The following is a 16,713-nucleotide window of genomic DNA, read 5'->3' as shown; positions in this document are numbered from 1 at the left end:
TGGACACAGTCTAGAGTCAGTCTGCCTGACGTTCGTGCTTTCAATCGGTTTCAAATCAGTCACTTAGGACTATTGAAATCGATTTCCCAAAAATCTTTAACTGATCTTGCCAAAAAAACAGGATTTTTCTAAACTCCCTGCGCTTGAGGATCGGACTTGTTCTAAGATCCGCGACTCAGGTCAATAATCTCTCTGAGTTACACTTCTCAAGTTTCTACCCCATCCTAAAAAATCAATTCGTATTTCTACTGCTTTCTGTCGGAATTATTCTGTCGGAGTCAGTCATCCAATCTATTGTTCAATTCATTTATTTAGAATCGTTTCCAGTTGAATGTCAGGTAAGCCCGGCGATCAGAAGAGGCCTGTCCATTTACCGGTCCTGTTACGTGAAGTGATATCACAACTGGATCTGTCTCCAGGGTTGATTGTCGTTGATGGCACAGTCGGGGCAGGTGGTCATAGTGAGCATATACTGCAAAAAATTAGCACAGAAGGCACCTTAATTGGTTTGGATCGAGATTCAATGATGTTGGGTTTTGCCACAGAAAAGTTAAAACCAGAATCAATACCAGCGGGGCGATGTTACCTGCGGCAAGGTAGTTATGCGGCACTACCCGCTGTGATGGAGGAATTACAGATTTCGTCTGTAGACCGAGTACTGTTGGACCTGGGATTATCTTCTGATCAACTGGTCGACGATGAACGGGGCTTCGGTTTTGAATCGACGGGTGAACTGGATTTGCGTTTTGATACCAGTACCGGAGTTCCTGCCTGGCAATTACTGGAAAACCTGTCGGAATCAGAGTTATGTGAGATTCTGGAAGTGTATGGTGAGGAACGTTTCAGCCAGCGGATTGCGAATCAGATTGTGAAACAGCGGAAAACAGCTTCAATCAGGACTGCAGCCGAACTAATCAAAGCGGTACAGCAGGCGATTCCTGGCAAAGCGCAGGCGAATGCAAGAAAAAATCCGGCAACACGTGTGTTTCAGGCGTTGCGGATTGCGGCAAATCAGGAACTGGAACAACTGGAAACCATGCTTGAGACTGTATTACCACAGGTACTGCGACCTGGAGGCAGAGCTGTGATTATCAGCTTTCATTCACTGGAAGACCGGATGGTCAAGCAGGCTTTCAAAAATCAGAAGATCTGGAAAAATCTGACTGCCAAGCCCATTGTCGCGACCCAGGCTGAACAAAGAGTGAATCCACGTTGCCGCTCAGCCAAGCTGCGAGTGGCTGTGAAAACATAAATGTGACAATTGAAAATAACAGGGAGGCAGACAGTTTACTGTTTGTCTGAATAAGACTTATTTCGTTTAAACGAGAAATGGTTTAGAGCCATGACTGAAGAAAAAAAAGCAGAACAGCCCGCCGAAGAAGACTGGGGAATCGAAAAACCCAAGTCGGGAATCGCCATTGAAACGAAAGTAGGACTGTGCCTGATCTGTATCCTGCTCAGTGCCTTTGGTTTGGTTGTTTATCAGAAAATAAACCGCCCGCAGGAGTCAGTCGCCATTAATGGGCCGGAAGAGGGAGGCCAGGAACAGGAATCGTCCGGGGAAGTTGATCCATTTGCAGCAGATAGCGGCGCTGCTGAAACGACAGACCAGGTAGCCGATCAGTCCCATGACTTTACCCCCCCCGCTGAGAATACAGGCTTTTCGACTCCCTCTGAGCAGCCGGTTCAGGATAACCCGTTTGCATCGGACCAATCAGCGTCAACGGGAACAAATCAGTTCGACCAGAGTTCATTTAATTCACAAAGTGAGCCGACACAGCCAGTTGAGATTGCAGCGAATCAGGCTGACAATGGATTTCAACAGTTTGATCCTCCGCCACAGCCTGCCAATGATTTTTCGAATCCCACTGCAAATCAATTTCAGGGAGGCATGCAGAATCAGGCGGAACCAGCGGCTTTTGATAAACCGCAGCAGGATCCTTTTGGCGGGACCGACCAGTTTGCGCAGCAACCAGCGGCTCCACCTCAGGCGAATGAATTTGGAAATGAACCAGCGTCCGATTTTTCTCAACCGGGGGCCAGTGATCAGTCAGGCTTGATGGAACAGCCAGCGGCAAATGAATTTGCTCCTGCCGCTGAAACGGGCGTTGGCACTGTTCAGGTGGATGACAACCCTTTCGGTGCCGAACCGCAACCGGCGCAGTCGATGCAACCTCAGCAGCCTGCTGTCAGTGAGTTTGATGACTTCGGACTGGCGGAAGAGAAAAATTCAGTACCAATGCAGAAGTTTGACCCCATGGCTGAGAAAACTGCCAAGGTGAATATCACGGAAGTCTCAAAATCCAATGGCTTTGATGAATTTAGTGATTCCGGTTTTGCTCAGGAACAACCCCAGGCACCCGCGGCAAGCGTCGAGAATTCCTTTGAGTCAGGTAATTCAGCCATGCCGAATCAGGAGTTTGAACGCCCCGCCGTCTCGGAATTCAGCGAAACAGAAGTCGTTCAAAGCCAAGAACGTTTTGGAGATTTTCGGGCCGAAGAGTTTTCAGCACAGCAGGCAGAAAGCGTGACGACAGTGAAACGCCCTGCAGCGGGTATCGATTCAAATACGTTTCGCGATTCCGAAATGACAGCGAAAAATCAGGTACAGGCTCGTGGGCTGTTTGATGGGCCGGCTCCTGTGAAGGAAGTTACCACTGAAGAGTTTGGAGCATTTCAAGAAGAGTCATTCAATCCGCAGCCTGCGACAGTAGTAGGCGGAGAATATGTGGTGCAAAATGGTGAGAATTTCTGGACGATCTCTAAAAAACTCTATGGCACTGGTCGCTATTTTCAGCTGTTGGCTCAGATCAACAAGAGTCGCGTGAGCGATCCTCGTAAAATGAAACCCGGTTTGAAATTAATTGCTCCCGATCAGGCAGCGATTGAAGCGCGCTATCAGGCCAATCATAAAGCAACTCAGACCACAGTCACCGAGTTTGCCGGTACAAAAGCCGTTCGTAAGCCAGGTAAACCTTCCGGGTTTTTTATCAGTTCCGACGGAAAGCCGATGTATCGTGTGGGAGGGAATGACACGTTGACTGATATTTCGCAGAAGCACCTGGGGCGCTCTTCCCGGTGGTATCAGATTTATCAGATTAACCGTCAGAGGCTGCAAAACCCGAACAAGCTTCAAATTGGAACAGAATTGCAACTGCCTTATGATGCCAGCCGGGTCAGTCTTGTGCCTGGAAACTCATCCAGCCGATAGTGAATACAGGCGCAATGGTACGTCATGTTTCATTATCCACTTAGCTGGCGGCGAACTTTCCGATAGCGTTCTCGCTGGTGGGGAAGGTCGGTCGGATGTTATTCCGTTTCAGTAGTGCAATTTTACTGGCGGTTGCCATCTCTCTAATCGGAATTGCACTGGAAAAAGAGAGCCTGAAGCTGAAACGCCTGGTCAGTCGGCAGTACTACCAGTTGGATGTTCTGGTCAATTCGCATGCCAAGATGAAGCTGGCGACACAACGCGCGGGTTCTCCCCGTCAGGTGTTAAATTCGATCGAAAGCGGGGAGCTGGATGTCGAATCAAATCAGCAGCCTGCTTTAAGTAACCGACGTGAGATGCCTTTACTGCAATGGCATTTAAACCCGCTTAAGGGGCAGGCAGAAAAATAATACTGTCTGCATGATGTTGTGTTCTGCCTGCCAGGCGGAGGTCAGCAGAAGCCAGATCTGCGGGAGAAGCAATCCTTGAATTTCGTACCATCAAATCTGCGAAACAGCTGGCGCACCTGGAGCCTGGTCCTGATAGTGTTGCTGGCCTGGCTCGTGATCTCTGGGCGTCTGGTCTATCTGCAATATGTCGGCCACCGTCAGTTTGCCCGAGTTGTAGCTCGGCAGCAGGTCTACAAAGAAAAAATTCCCGCACGGCCTGGGGATATTCTCGACCGGAATGGTCGACTACTGGCTACCACAATTGTCAGTAACAGTCTGTATGTCGTCCCCCAGCGGCTGGAAAATGAGAAACATCTCACCCGGATTTGTGAGATTCTCCAGCTCGATCAGGCAGCGTTTGAAAAACGATTGAAGGAAAACCAGGATAAGTTGTTCTTGTGGGTGAAACGCCGTCTTTCTGATCGGGAACTGTCCGGGATCAGGTCATTGGATCTCTCAGATGAGGTCTGGGGATTTCGACACGAATATCGCAGGCAGTATCCCCAAGGCGCTTTAGCAGCGCATGCTCTGGGATTACGGGATATCGATGGAGAAGGGCAGGGGGGACTGGAAGAAGCATTTAACCATCTGATTTGTGGTCAGGATGGTTATCGTTTTCTGATTCGAGATGCCCATGGCCGAGTGATTGAAGTACGCAATGACTCTCGTGTCGCAGCCAGAAACGGCGAAACGCTGGTGGTGACTCTGGATTCCATCATTCAGCTCTACACAGAGCGGCAGTTGCAGTCGATTGTTGAAGAGTGGAAGCCCAAAAGCGCCTGTGCGATCGTGATGGATGTCAAAACCTGTGAAGTTCTGGCGATGGCATCGGTTCCGACATTCGATTTAAATCATCCGGAAGCGATCGATGAATCCGCCTGGAAAAATACAGCCATCGCTTCGATCTATGAGCCTGGTTCAACACTCAAGCCGTTTATTGTGGCTGCTGCACTCGAAAAGGGACTGATTCAAACTGACGAAGAATTTGACTGTGAGCATGGCGAATACCGTATGGGAAAGCGACTGTTGCACGATCATCACAGTTACGGGGTATTGAGTGTGACCGACGTTCTGGTGAAGTCGAGCAATATTGGGATGGCCAAGATTGGGGAGAAACTGACCAACCCGGGATTGTATGAAGCAGTGGCGGCGTTCGGCTTTGGTCAGAAGACTGGCATCCAACTACCCGGTGAACTGGGGGGAATTGTCAGGCCCTTAAAAAACTGGAATATCTATTCGACAGGCTCGATACCGATGGGGCAGGAAATTGCTGTCACCCCCATACAATTGATTACCGGACATGTGGCCCTGGCAAATCAGGGGAAATTGTTGAATCCACGTTTGATCCGTGATCAGATCGATCATAATTACTTTCCCCGCTCTGAAGAAGAACCGGCACAGGTACGCCCCCTTGTTTCTACACCGATTGTTTCTCCGGAAGTTGCTGACTGGCTGGTTCGGATTCCGATGGTAGAGACAGTAAAAAGAGGGACCGGGAGAAAAGCTCAGCTTGAAGAGTATGTGGTGTTTGGGAAGACGGGAACCGCTCAAAAGCCCGACCCGCGAACAGGCAAGTATTCCTCTGAGTTGCATGTCAGTTCCTTTATTTGTGGAGCCCCGGCACATGATCCCCGTGTTCTCGTGCTGGTCGTGGTGAATGAGCCTTCCGTGGGTGAGAATCATTATGGGGGAACGATTGCCGGACCTCCTGCTGCAGAAATTCTGAAGCAGACATTAATGTATCAACGGGTTCCCTTTGATCATTCCAGTCAGGCGCCTCCCGAACGGACTGCACAAAGATTACGAAATGCCCTTCGCTGAATCTTTCAATTTACCTGTTTTGTGATTTACAGGTAAGAAAAGCCCTCTCTGGTCTGTTATCTGGGGCAGAGTGGAATCAATATTGACAAAAAATCACTTTTTTTTGTATTAATGCTCAAGTTACACCTCTCTCCGATTCCATTCTCGAAAAATTTCAACACTCTCAAATCAATTTTGCGAAGCGGTTTTCTTCCTTTCGTAGAATACGACAAGTCCTTTAGCAGTTCTGCTGATTACTCCAGTTTTCCATTCCAGAATTCACCTGCTGATATCAAATCAGGTCACAAATCCTTGTTGAGGATGCCCTGATTACCTCACAGGCAGCTCAGTCATGGCCAAAGAAACAATCGCGAAACCAGAATCAGATGAGTCAGCGAACGTCGCTGTTCCGGACTCGTCTGAAAAACCATCAGAGCAACCAGAGGTTGAATCTGCTGCATCCGATTCGGTCGCGTTGCGCACTCGGATAACAGACTTTGTCAAATTACGCTGGAAGATTCTGGCTGGTATTGGTGCGGCGTTTCTCCTGCTGGGCGGTTATCTGCTGTCGCTGTCAGGTGAACCGGAAAAGACTCCCAAAGAAATTTTGACAGAGGCACTGCAGACACTGGAGTCATCGACAGATTCCAAAACTCGGACCGAGGCGCTCGAACTGGCTTATCTGCTGAAAAAGCAGGAATATCTGGATCCTGATTTTCCGGGGGCGCTATACTTTATCTTTGGTGTTGTTGCTTTTCGGAATGCCGAAGAGCTGACTGGGGAAGCCCAGGATCACCAGTATCTGATTGCCAGCCGCTACCTGAAAGAAGCAGAACGCAGAGCCATAGATCAGGAACATCGTCCTGAATGGTGCTATGCACTGGGGACAAGTCTTTACCTGACAGGGTCTATTCAAAAGTCGCGTCCTCTGCTGGAAGAAGCCGTCAAGACGTTTGCTGAAGGCAAATTAAATGCTTCCATGTTATTGACCGATATTTATCTCGATAACAAAGAATCTGCTGAAATCAATCAGGCATTCGATTTAAATTCAGAATGTCTGCAGTTGGAAAATCTGGATCATGAATTGCACGATCGATTGTATTTGCAGCGTGCACAGATTTTTCTGGCACAAGGCAAGAATGCTCAGGCACAGGAGGTTCTGGAGAAGGTCAAGCAGCAGGAGTCTGTAAATCAGGTAACACTTGTGTTTCAGGCACAGACCTTGATGGCGGAAGGGAAATACCAGGAAGCGTTAACCATTCTGGCACCGGTGAAGGATAACCTGGGACTGGAACGTAAGTTTTCCAGGCAGGCGTCCTATCTGATGGGAGTGTGTGCTGAGTCGCTTGGTAATGCTGATGGTGCAATTGATTTTTTCGAGCAGACAACACATCGTTACGCAGGGACACAGGAAGGCCAGGCTGCATTTCTGCATCTAGCCGAATTACTGCGGAAAAACGGACGTACTGAAGAAGCTTTGATTGCTTATCGGACAGCATTGCGTTCTATCCAAAATCCTGACGAATTTCGTAATCGCTGGATCAGTCTGCAGGGCGTCAGGACTTATGTCCTGAATGCATGGAACGACTGGGTGGATGAAGACCGGATCAAAAACGATGTGACCTACTTCAATGCGGCAATTCAGCTGTCTGATTACCTGCCTCCACTGCTGCCGGAAGTCCAGGCAAAGGAACTGGCAGCGAATGCCAGTCGTCGCTGGGCGGAATATCTGGAACGCCGCTATGAGGAGGCAACGGAGACGGAGCAGGAGTCGCTCAGAGGCGAGTTAAATGAACACTGGAAGCAGAGCGGGCGTGCTTATTTTGAACTCGCCCGTCGCTTGACCACCTCTGACCGCTATGCAGATATTCTTGCCATCTCCGCAGATCACTTCCAGAAAGGATTGGACTTTGAGACCGCGCTCAAAGTTCTGACGCGGTTCATCAATACAAATCCAGATAAGCAAATGCCGCAGGCTCTGGTTCAGCGTGGTGAGATTTTACTGGAACTGGATCAACTTGAAGAAGCGATTAATCACTTCAAACGGGTAATTACAAATTACCCGACCGATGTCTCTGCCTTTGAAGCTCAGTATTTACTGGGGATTGCTTATCTGGAAAAAAATGAACTTGATCAGGCTCAAACCGTATGGAAAGAGATCCTGGAGTCAAGCAAATTAACACCCAAAGCCAAACAGTGGGGGGACGCGTTGTTTTCGCTGGGTAAGTTGAATTTTCACCAGGGAAAGATTGCCGAGTCAGAAAAAAAGAGTGAGGCCGCAGGTAACACGCCGGAGGAACAGACCAGCGGCTCCAGCCAGAACCTTTTTTATGAAGAGTCGACGCGTCGTCTGACTGAATACGTCAGTCGGTATCCTGAATCAGAAAAAATTTCTGAAGCCCGCTATCTGCTGGCACGTTCCTTACAGAATCTGTCAGATCAGCCACTACAGGAGATGAAGGAAGCCAGGACAGAAAACGCCCGACAAGAATTAAAGCGTAAGCAGTTTGGTTATTTGAATCAGGCCCTCGTACAGCTTCAATCTCTAAATCGTGACCTGCGCCAGCTGGAAAGTCGAGACAAACTGGATGCCCTGGGGAAGCGGTTACTGAAATCGAGCTGTTTTGGAAAAGCCCACATATTGTATCTGACTGAAGAGTATGCCGAGGCAATCAAATCATACCATGATGCCGTAAACCGGTACCCGCAATGCACAGAAGTGTTGATTGCGTATATGAAAATGTCCGGCTGCTATGAAGCGCTGGGGAAAAAAAATGAAGCCAAAAGTATGCTGGAGCAAGCCAAAATTATATTGAAACAGATGCCTGACAGTGTATTCGAGTCCGGGGCAACGAACCTGGGACGAGAAGAGTGGAATCGCTGGCTGGACTGGTCTCGCGAGTTTCGCGATTCCGACAGTCGAACCAGCGCTCTGCCATCTGTCAATGGTGCCTGAAACGAAGACTTGACCAGAGGACGGGATCTGATCCTCATTGTTAAACCTGAATAATGATGTAATTGATATGACTTCGACAAATACCATTGATTATCCCAAACTGTTTGCAGTGCGTCTGGAGTATTCCCGGGCGCTATTAACTTTGTCGCTTCAACAGCAGGAACTGATCAAAGAAGATGATTATTCCAGTCTGCTGGACGTGTTGGGGAAAAAACAGAGGTTGCTTGGTCAACTGGATCAATACAAGAAACAGTTGCCTCGACTCTGGGAGCAGTGGCAGCAGGACCGGGACCAGTTACCCTCCGAGCTGCGCGCTTCCTGTGAGCAGATTTTAAGTGATTCAGAAGCAGTGCTGGCACAGCTACTGAAGAATGAGGATACCAGTACACAGTCCATGGTTGATCGACGGGAGCAGACAAGGCAGCAGATCCAGTCGTTAAACCAGGGGGCAAAAGTCGGGGAAGCCTATCGTGACAGCCTGGCACCTGCAACACATCGGCATCTGAATATTGATCAGTAACAGTTACAAAAGATTAAAAAAAGTAGTATCCCTTTGATTGAAACGGGTTTTAAATAATGAATCATAGCTTGTTAAACAGCTCAACATCACGCGGTCTGGTCCAGATTGTTTCTGAGGATCGTATCCGCAGACTGGAAGTCTGTACGCAATTCTCAAATCTGGGATATACGGTTATACCATTGACCGAAATGACATTCGCTCCTGCATCCCAGCGACCGGAAGCCGATATTTGCGTGCTCCTGGATCAACGATCGATTACTGAGTTCATGTTTGCCGTCGATTCCGTTGCAGAACAGAATCTGATCCCGGTGCTTTATTATCCCATGCTGACACACGAGATTCAGCAGGCCTGTCTGAAGCCTTCCCGTACTGCATCCCATGAAACGATGGCACCGTTTGCGGAACTGCGTTCGAGCGATTCACTGGATCATATCAGTCGCCTTCTGGATGCTGCGATCAAATACTCCCGGCTGTCTCGTGAATGCACTGAGTTGATTTCTGAGTTAAACCTGCGTTCCAGTCGTCGACTGATCGGATACAGTCAGGCAATCCAGACATTGAGAGACCGGATCGCAGATCTGGTGCATTTGCGAACTCCAGTTCTGATTCAGGGGGGAGTCGGGGCCGAACTGTCTGTGGTCGCGGAAATCATACATGATACCATGTACCTGAACTATCAGCCTTTAATCAGAGTCAACTGCAGCACCTTGACCATTGAAAATATGGAACGGGGACTGATCGGTTATTATTCAAATGAAAAAAGCAGTTATGCAGATGAGCCCGTCTGGAATCCGGGGCAATTCGAACAGGCAGCGGGCGGCACACTGGTGCTCGATCAGGTCCACCTGACTTCTTTGCCGGTTCAGGCCGCTCTGCTGAAAATTCTGGAAAGTGGCGAATATTGCTCGCCGGAAGACAACCAGCAGAAAAAATTAAACTGCCGCATTCTCTCCCTGAGCCATGTCTCGCTGCATGAACTGTCGGCCCAAAATCAGTTCAAGCGAAAACTGGCCGGAATCCTGTCCGCTTCCATTCTTTCGGTCCCACGTTTAAATGACCGGAAAGAAGATCTTGCGCTGCTGACAGAAAATCTGTTAAATGAAGTGGCTATCGCTGAAGGGACAGTGCCCAAACTGCTCACCCTGGATGGCCTGGAATTATTGAAGAAACATGACTGGAGCGGGGACGTCCAGGAATTGCGAAATCTGATTCAACACGTGAACCGTGTCGATAATGGGCTACGACTGGATGCCGCCAGTTTATTGCCATGGATTGATTCGGAATCAATTTCAAGCGCTGATTCCCTGACGGGGATGACTCTGCGTGAAATGGAACAGAAACTGATCGAGAGTACGTTTGCACGTTGTGGAGGCAATCGCGAAAGTACAGCTCAGTTACTGGATATCGGGTTGAGAACGCTTTCTGGCAAGCTCAGATCCTATGGGTACCCCCCTCGGGGAGGCCCGGATTCCAAGCGGACTTTTTCGATCAGGCGTGCTGCCTGATCGCGGGTTTTGTGTTTTTATCCAGGCAGGTGACAGTATGTTAGATCAGATTTTAAATTCGAAAGCATTACCATTGCTGGAAAAAATGGCGGCGTTCTCCGAACGGCGACAGGATGTCCTGGCGGGTAATATTGCGAACATCGACACCCCCTCATACAAGATGCGAGACCTTCCTGTCCAGGAGTTTCAGCAGGCTTTACGTGATGCCGTCGTGTTGAAGGAGAATGCAGCTGGTCCGGTTTCACATTCTACATTGGCAATGCCTGTAACACTCGAAAAACCCAAGTCCATTGAGGCACAACTGGAGGATCTGTTTCCGCGCAGTCTGTTCCAGGCACGGGAAGCAGCTCCCCAGAACCTGACGTTTCAGGATGCCAATAATCGAAGTGTGGAATCACAAATGATGCAGATGACCAAAAACTCAATGATGCAGCAGTTTGCCATCGAGGTCATGATGGCGCAGATGAATCAGATGTTGACGGTCATTTCTGAACGCGCTTGAGGTTCTGACTAAGCGAGCGGAAAACAGCAGAAAATTTAAAAGGAGCAGCGAATGTTAAAAGGAATTGATATCAGTACCAGCGCCCTGGTCGCCCAGAGGCAACGGATGAACACGATCGCGGGCAATATTGCCGCGGTTAACGTGTCACACGATCCCGCAAGTGGTAAAGAACCCTTTTATCGCCGGATTGTTACCTTTCAGACAGATACGGAGAGTCTGGACCAGAGCAATTCCGGAGTGGGTGTAAAATATCTTGTTGAAATTGATAAAGACAAACCCTTAAGAAAAACCTATGATCCCGGACACCGCCATGCGGACCAGGATGGGAATGTGACCTATCCTAACATTGATCTGGTGACCGAGTTCGTCAATGCGTTAGAAGCAGGACGCGCTTATGAAGCCAATATTTCGGCTCTGGATATTACCAAGGAAATGTTCAGCACTTCATTGCGGATTTTAGCATAAATTTAGATCTCTATAGAATAGTCCTATTCATCTGATCTCAGGGAAGGGAACAGCATGACCAGTTCCATCAGTCATATTGGTAACTCATTACTGCCCGGACTTTCACCGGCGGGCCTGAAAGATGCAGGCACAGGCACTCCAGCCGGCGCCCCTTCGTTCCAGAATATGATGTTACAGTCTCTGGACAGTGCCAATCAGTTGCAGCTTCAATCGGAACAGGCGATTCAAGCAGGGCTCCTGGGAGAAGATATTACTCAGGCAGAGGTTTTTTCCTCGGTCAAGAAGGCTGATCTGGCTCTGAGAATGATGGTTCAAATGCGAAATAAACTTCTGGAGGCTTATAACGAGATCCAGAAAATGCAAATGTAATACTCAAGTAAATCAGGCAATACTTTCACCATTTTGACACGGATTCGTCGATTGGTCACCCGGTATGGATACGATAAAAAAAATATATCAACAGTTCTCAAACCTGTTTCAAACAATGTCAGGCAGCCAGCGCGCGATTTTGCTGTCGGTCCCCTTACTGATGATGCTGGCTTTTGGCTTCCTGTTTTTTCGGGACAGTAAATCAAGCTATGTGTCGCTCTCTCTGGGTAAAGATTTTACGACCGAAGAGGTGATTCATGCAGAAGAGGTTCTGCTTCGGGCCGGGTTGACCGATTTCTCGCGAAAGGGGCAGCGAATTATGGTCCCCCAGAACGAAGTACCCCGCTATAACGCAGCGCTCATTGAAGGCGGAGGACTTCCGACAGACTGGGCTTCTGAATGGCAGGAGCAATTTGAAAAATCAAGCATGTTTGTCAGTAAAGATCAGTTGCAGGTGATGCGGGATATTGCTCTTGGAAACCAGTTGCGGCGGATGATCCGTGCGATCCCTGCGATTGAGGATGCCAGTGTGATGTGGGCACGATCTAAAAAAAGGTTACGCTGGAATAATACAACTCCGGAAGTGACGGCAACCGTCATGGTCAAACCCCGTCCGGGACAAGATCTGACTCCGGTGCTGGTGACCAGTCTGAGAGCTGCTGTCTCGACGATGGTCCCCGACCTGACTACAGATTCCGTGACGGTCTTTGATCAATCTACGGGCACATCCTATACCGCGGATGATAAAAATGATGCCTTTGACAGCAAATTCATCAGCTGGGTCAATAAGCATACTAAAAACTACCAGGATAAAATTCTCGATTCTCTGGCCTATATTCCGGATGTGATCGTGAATGTGAATGTGGACGTTGAAAATCTGAAACGGTATGTCGAACGCAAACAGGAGATCAGTACTGACGGCTCAGTCACGCTGCAGTCGAAGGAGCAATCCACCGAACGCAGCCTGACAGAAAAGCCAAGCCGGGCAGAACCAGGGGCCCGTTCCAACCAGCCTAACTCTCTGGCCGTGGGGCGGGGGAATGAAAAAAATGAGAAGGTGACAGAGACAAATAATGAAGCGACCACAGCTCCGTCCTTTACCTGGACAGAAAAAGAGTTTGTAGCTGCCATGCCCAGTACGGTGCAGGTTTCTGTTTCCATTCCGGAAGACTACTATTCTGCAGTCGCTGTGAAACGGGGAATCAAAAAGGGAGAAGCGGAAGCGGATCTTGCAACTTTCAAGCAGGCCACGACTGCCATTCAGACCGAAGTGGAAACCAGCATTCAAAAGCAGGTCCAGAGGCTGATTCCTTCGCAGTCGGCCGAAGATGCAGTCAGTGTGGCATCTTATGTACGCATTGATGCAGAGGTACCTGAGCTCGAATTGCCATTAACTGAAAGTGTCGGTGAGTTTGTGAGTCAGTGGGGGAGTACCCTCGGTCTGGGGTTATTTGCGATTTGGGCTTTATGGATGCTGAATAAGAGTATGCCTCAAATGGAAGAAGTCCAGTCTGAAGAGATCGATTTGCCTCAGAAAAGACCACCTGTACCCACGCCGGATGAAGAACTAGAAAAAACGAAGAAAGAACCGACACAGCGTGATGAGGTTCAATTGCTGGTTCGCGATAATCCGGAAGTTGCGGCGATGGTGTTGAGTAAATGGATCCACTCTAAAACCTGAGACTGAATTTCTGGTTTGAAGTTCTTGAAATACTTGTTTTGCAGGCTGAAATATGGACGAATTACAAAAAGCCGCTGTGTTGTTACTGAGCCTGGATAAAGCGCTCGCCGCTGAAGTACTCAGCCTGATGTCCAAAGAGGATGTCGAAAAAGTGACGATGATGATAGCCGGAATGCAGGATGTTTCCAAAGACCAGCAGTCCAGTGTCTTGACCGAATTTACCAACCTGCGCGGCGAACAGACCACAATGGAGCGAGGCGGTCTGGCTGCCGTGAACGAATTGCTTGAGCAGTCACTCGGGAAAGAAGGTGCCGGCTCGATTCTGGATAGTATTAATCAGACTATGAATTCAGTGCCGTTTGGATTCCTGCAGAAATCTGGCGCAAATAACCTGTTGACATTTATCATTGAAGAACATCCTCAGACGATTGCCATGATCATGTCACACCTGCCCAGTAACATGGCTGCGGAAGTTTTAGCCGGGCTGCCATCCAATAAGCAGATGGATGTGATCAAACGCATTGCCAATATGGAGCAAACCAGCCCGGAAGTGGTACGTGATGTCGAGAAGAGTCTGGAACATCGCATGAAAAATACATTCAGTCAGGGGACTGAAAAGGCCGGGGGCGTTGAACTGGTTGCCGAAATCCTGAACGTGACAGACCGCATGACCAACAAAGGAATCCTGGAAAATATGGATCAGGAAACTCCCGATCTGGCTGACGAAATTCGCCGTTTGATGTTTGTCTTTGACGATCTGGTGAAACTGGATAATAAAGCAATTCAGGCCCTGTTGAAGGAAGTGGATACCAATCAGTGGGCGGTTGCCCTTAAAGGGGCCTCAGAAGAGATCAAGCAGAAAGTGCTCAGTAACCTGTCTCAGCGGGCAGCGGATATGCTCCGAGAAGAAATGGAGTATCTTGGTCCGATCAAGGTCAGTGATGTAGAAACCGTTCAGCAGCAGATCGTGGACAGCGTCAGGCGTCTGGAAGATGCAGGAGAAATTGAAGTTGCTGCCGGAAATGAAAGTGAGCAGTACATTACCTGATGCATACCGAGTTTTGTCTTGAAAATCTAGTGGAACCAATAATAACAGGATTGATATAGTCGAAGATATGGCGGAACTGGAAACTGCAAAATTGTTAAAGGCGGATGCGTTTCGCGCGTTGGGTTCAAAAATCGCCTATAACTTCAATGACATTGAGAAACGCTGCGAAGACTATATCTTAAATGTGCGTAACCAGACGCGTCAGATGATCATCGATGCGCGAACAGAAGCAGAGCAGATCAAGCAGGAAGCGTATCAGGCAGGAAAGCAGGAGGGGCTGGAAGATGCATCGCGCGATGTGGAAGAGCAGGTCCAGTCACGATCTGAAGCGCGAGCCAGTCAGATCGTGGAAGAAAAACTGGGTACGGTCTTTCCCGCAATGCAGGCTGCAGTGTCAGGCTTGCAGCAGGAACAGGTCAACTGGAGACAGACATGGGATGATACTGCCGTCAAAATGTGTCTTGTGATTGCAGAAAAGATGGTACGGCATGAGATCAAGACTCATCCCGAAACTGTGAAACCCATGATGAGTGAAGCGCTCAAGCTGGCATCCGGAACTCAGCATATCCGGTTCCAGATGAATCCGATGGATGTTGTTCACCTGGGAGAGAATACACAGAGCTTTATTACCAATCTGACAGGATGTCAGACTTGTGAAATCATTGAAGATGAATCAATCTCCCCAGGGGGATGTATTATCGAAACACAGCATGGAACAATCGACGCCAGCATTGAAGCACAACTGGATCGAATTTTCCAGGAGCTGATTATCCAGACTCAGGACTAGCCGCATTCCATGTTCGATGTTTCACAACAGATTAAACAGATTTTACCCTTTCGCCTGACAGGCAGAGTCACGCGCGTGGTTGGATTGACAGCTTCCGTTTCCGGTTTTCCAGCGCCACTGGGATCCGTCTGTGCCATTGATCGGGAAAATGGGTCTGCAATCGAAGCGGAAGTGGTTGGTTTTCAGAATGAAGAAACACTGTTGCTGCCTTATGAAGATCTGTCGGGGATCCGACGGGGCGATCGCGTCAGTCTGATACAGTCGGTACCCGCTGTTGCAGTGGGGCAGGGAATTCTGGGAAGAGTTCTTGATGGCCGCGGACGCTGTATAGATGGTAAAAATCAGGCGATGCTTTCCCATCGTGCCAACTTAAAAGCCAAACCAATCTCTCCCCTGAGTCGTCCCCGTATCGATACCCCCTTGAGTACCGGCATCCGTACTATCGACGGACTGTTAACATGTGGGAAAGGGCAGCGCCTCGGGATTTTCGCCGGGAGTGGTGTTGGTAAAAGTACCCTGATGGGGCAAATGGCGCGTCAGAGTTCCGCTGATATTAATGTGGTATGCCTGGTGGGTGAACGAGGTCGTGAGGTACGTGAGTTTCTGGATCGTGATTTAGGACAAGCAGGGCTGGAACGCAGTGTGGTGATCGTTGCTACAAGTGATGAACCTGCGCTGATTCGATTACGGGCTGCTCATCTGGCAACCGCTGTTTCTGAATTTTTCCGTGACTGTGGTAAAGATGTCCTGCTGATGATGGACAGTGTGACCCGCTATGCTCTGGCACAGCGGGAAATCGGTCTGGCTGCGGGAGAGCCTCCGGCGACAAGGGGCTATCCACCCAGCGTGTTTTCCCTCCTGCCTAAGCTGCTTGAACGGAGTGGACGGACTGAATCTGGCAGCATCACCGGGTTCTATACTGTTCTGGTTGAAGCCGATGATGCGAACGAGCCGATTTCAGATACGGTGCGGGGAATTCTGGATGGGCATATCATGCTTTCCCGGAAACTGGCACATGAATCACACTGGCCGGCGATTGATGTATTGCAGAGCATCAGCCGTTCGATGAATGATATAACATCAGCCGCGCATCAGCAGGCTGTAGCTCAAATCAAGAAACTGATGGCCGCCTATCAGCAGTCAGAAGATCTGATCTCAATCGGCGCCTATCAGGCGGGATCGAATCCGGAGGTCGATCTGGCGATCAAGATGAGGCCTCTCTGGAATGAATTTCTGAAGCAGGGAAATACGGAAGATTCTAATTTTAATTCTGCCTCAGAGGGGCTCCATAATCTGATTGCCCGGATGCAGCAACTGAAACCAATGAATGCTTCAGAGGCAGGTCAGCAGCCTGCAACCGGTCAAACTGCAGAAGCCGCCCGCTAACTTAAAACATAGAGAGCGATCAACGTTTTTTAAC

Annotated in this window: 14 protein-coding genes; all 14 read left to right on the top strand. The window is 49.0% G+C overall.

Features of this window, described 5'->3' with window-relative positions; all coding sequences use genetic code 11:
• Positions 1–331: 331 nt before the first annotated feature.
• The 14 genes from rsmH to ACN0YH_RS06985 all read left to right on the top strand — a co-directional run bounded on the left by rsmH (position 332) and on the right by ACN0YH_RS06985 (position 16,679).
• Positions 332–1,252: a 16S rRNA (cytosine(1402)-N(4))-methyltransferase RsmH gene (gene rsmH, locus ACN0YH_RS07050; RefSeq protein WP_417378855.1), complete on the top strand. Its 921-nt coding sequence runs from the start codon at positions 332–334 to the stop codon at positions 1,250–1,252.
• Positions 1,253–1,342: 90 nt separating this feature from the next.
• Complete coding sequence (locus ACN0YH_RS07045; protein WP_417378854.1) at positions 1,343–3,211, top strand: LysM peptidoglycan-binding domain-containing protein; 1,869 nt, start codon at positions 1,343–1,345, stop codon at positions 3,209–3,211.
• Positions 3,212–3,306: 95 nt separating this feature from the next.
• A complete protein-coding gene (locus tag ACN0YH_RS07040) occupies positions 3,307–3,621 on the top strand; it encodes a hypothetical protein (RefSeq protein ID WP_417378853.1) in 315 nt (104 codons plus the stop codon).
• A 75-nt stretch (positions 3,622–3,696) separates the two neighbouring features.
• A complete protein-coding gene (locus ACN0YH_RS07035) occupies positions 3,697–5,481 on the top strand; it encodes a peptidoglycan D,D-transpeptidase FtsI family protein (RefSeq protein WP_417378852.1) in 1,785 nt (594 codons plus the stop codon).
• Positions 5,482–5,812: 331 nt separating this feature from the next.
• Complete coding sequence (locus ACN0YH_RS07030; RefSeq protein WP_417378851.1) at positions 5,813–8,416, top strand: tetratricopeptide repeat protein; 2,604 nt, start codon at positions 5,813–5,815, stop codon at positions 8,414–8,416.
• Positions 8,417–8,483: 67 nt separating this feature from the next.
• A complete protein-coding gene (locus ACN0YH_RS07025; RefSeq protein WP_417378850.1) occupies positions 8,484–8,936 on the top strand; it encodes a hypothetical protein in 453 nt (150 codons plus the stop codon).
• 56 nt (positions 8,937–8,992) lie between these two features.
• Positions 8,993–10,441 (top strand): sigma-54-dependent transcriptional regulator, encoded by a 1,449-nt coding sequence (locus ACN0YH_RS07020; protein ID WP_417378849.1) that lies wholly within the window; start codon positions 8,993–8,995, stop codon positions 10,439–10,441.
• Between the two features lie 37 nt (positions 10,442–10,478).
• On the top strand, positions 10,479–10,943 hold the full coding sequence (flgB, locus tag ACN0YH_RS07015; RefSeq protein ID WP_417378848.1) for a flagellar basal body rod protein FlgB: 465 nt from the start codon (positions 10,479–10,481) through the stop codon (positions 10,941–10,943).
• Between the two features lie 51 nt (positions 10,944–10,994).
• On the top strand, positions 10,995–11,408 hold the full coding sequence (gene flgC, locus ACN0YH_RS07010) for a flagellar basal body rod protein FlgC (RefSeq protein ID WP_417378847.1): 414 nt from the start codon (positions 10,995–10,997) through the stop codon (positions 11,406–11,408).
• 54 nt (positions 11,409–11,462) lie between these two features.
• A complete protein-coding gene (gene fliE / locus ACN0YH_RS07005; protein WP_417378846.1) occupies positions 11,463–11,777 on the top strand; it encodes a flagellar hook-basal body complex protein FliE in 315 nt (104 codons plus the stop codon).
• Between the two features lie 64 nt (positions 11,778–11,841).
• Positions 11,842–13,458: a hypothetical protein gene (locus tag ACN0YH_RS07000; RefSeq protein ID WP_417378845.1), complete on the top strand. Its 1,617-nt coding sequence runs from the start codon at positions 11,842–11,844 to the stop codon at positions 13,456–13,458.
• Positions 13,459–13,510: 52 nt separating this feature from the next.
• The gene (gene fliG / locus ACN0YH_RS06995; protein WP_417378844.1) at positions 13,511–14,506 is read left to right on the top strand and encodes a flagellar motor switch protein FliG; all 996 of its coding nucleotides are present in this window, start codon (positions 13,511–13,513) and stop codon (positions 14,504–14,506) included.
• 67 nt (positions 14,507–14,573) lie between these two features.
• Positions 14,574–15,293: a FliH/SctL family protein gene (locus tag ACN0YH_RS06990; protein ID WP_417378843.1), complete on the top strand. Its 720-nt coding sequence runs from the start codon at positions 14,574–14,576 to the stop codon at positions 15,291–15,293.
• A 9-nt stretch (positions 15,294–15,302) separates the two neighbouring features.
• Positions 15,303–16,679 (top strand): FliI/YscN family ATPase, encoded by a 1,377-nt coding sequence (locus ACN0YH_RS06985; RefSeq protein ID WP_417378842.1) that lies wholly within the window; start codon positions 15,303–15,305, stop codon positions 16,677–16,679.
• Positions 16,680–16,713 lie beyond the last annotated feature (34 nt).

Source organism: Gimesia sp. (assembly GCF_048262075.1).
In the GTDB taxonomy this organism is placed as follows: Bacteria; Planctomycetota; Planctomycetia; order Planctomycetales; family Planctomycetaceae; genus Gimesia.
This window is presented reverse-complemented; position numbering and strand designations above follow the sequence as displayed.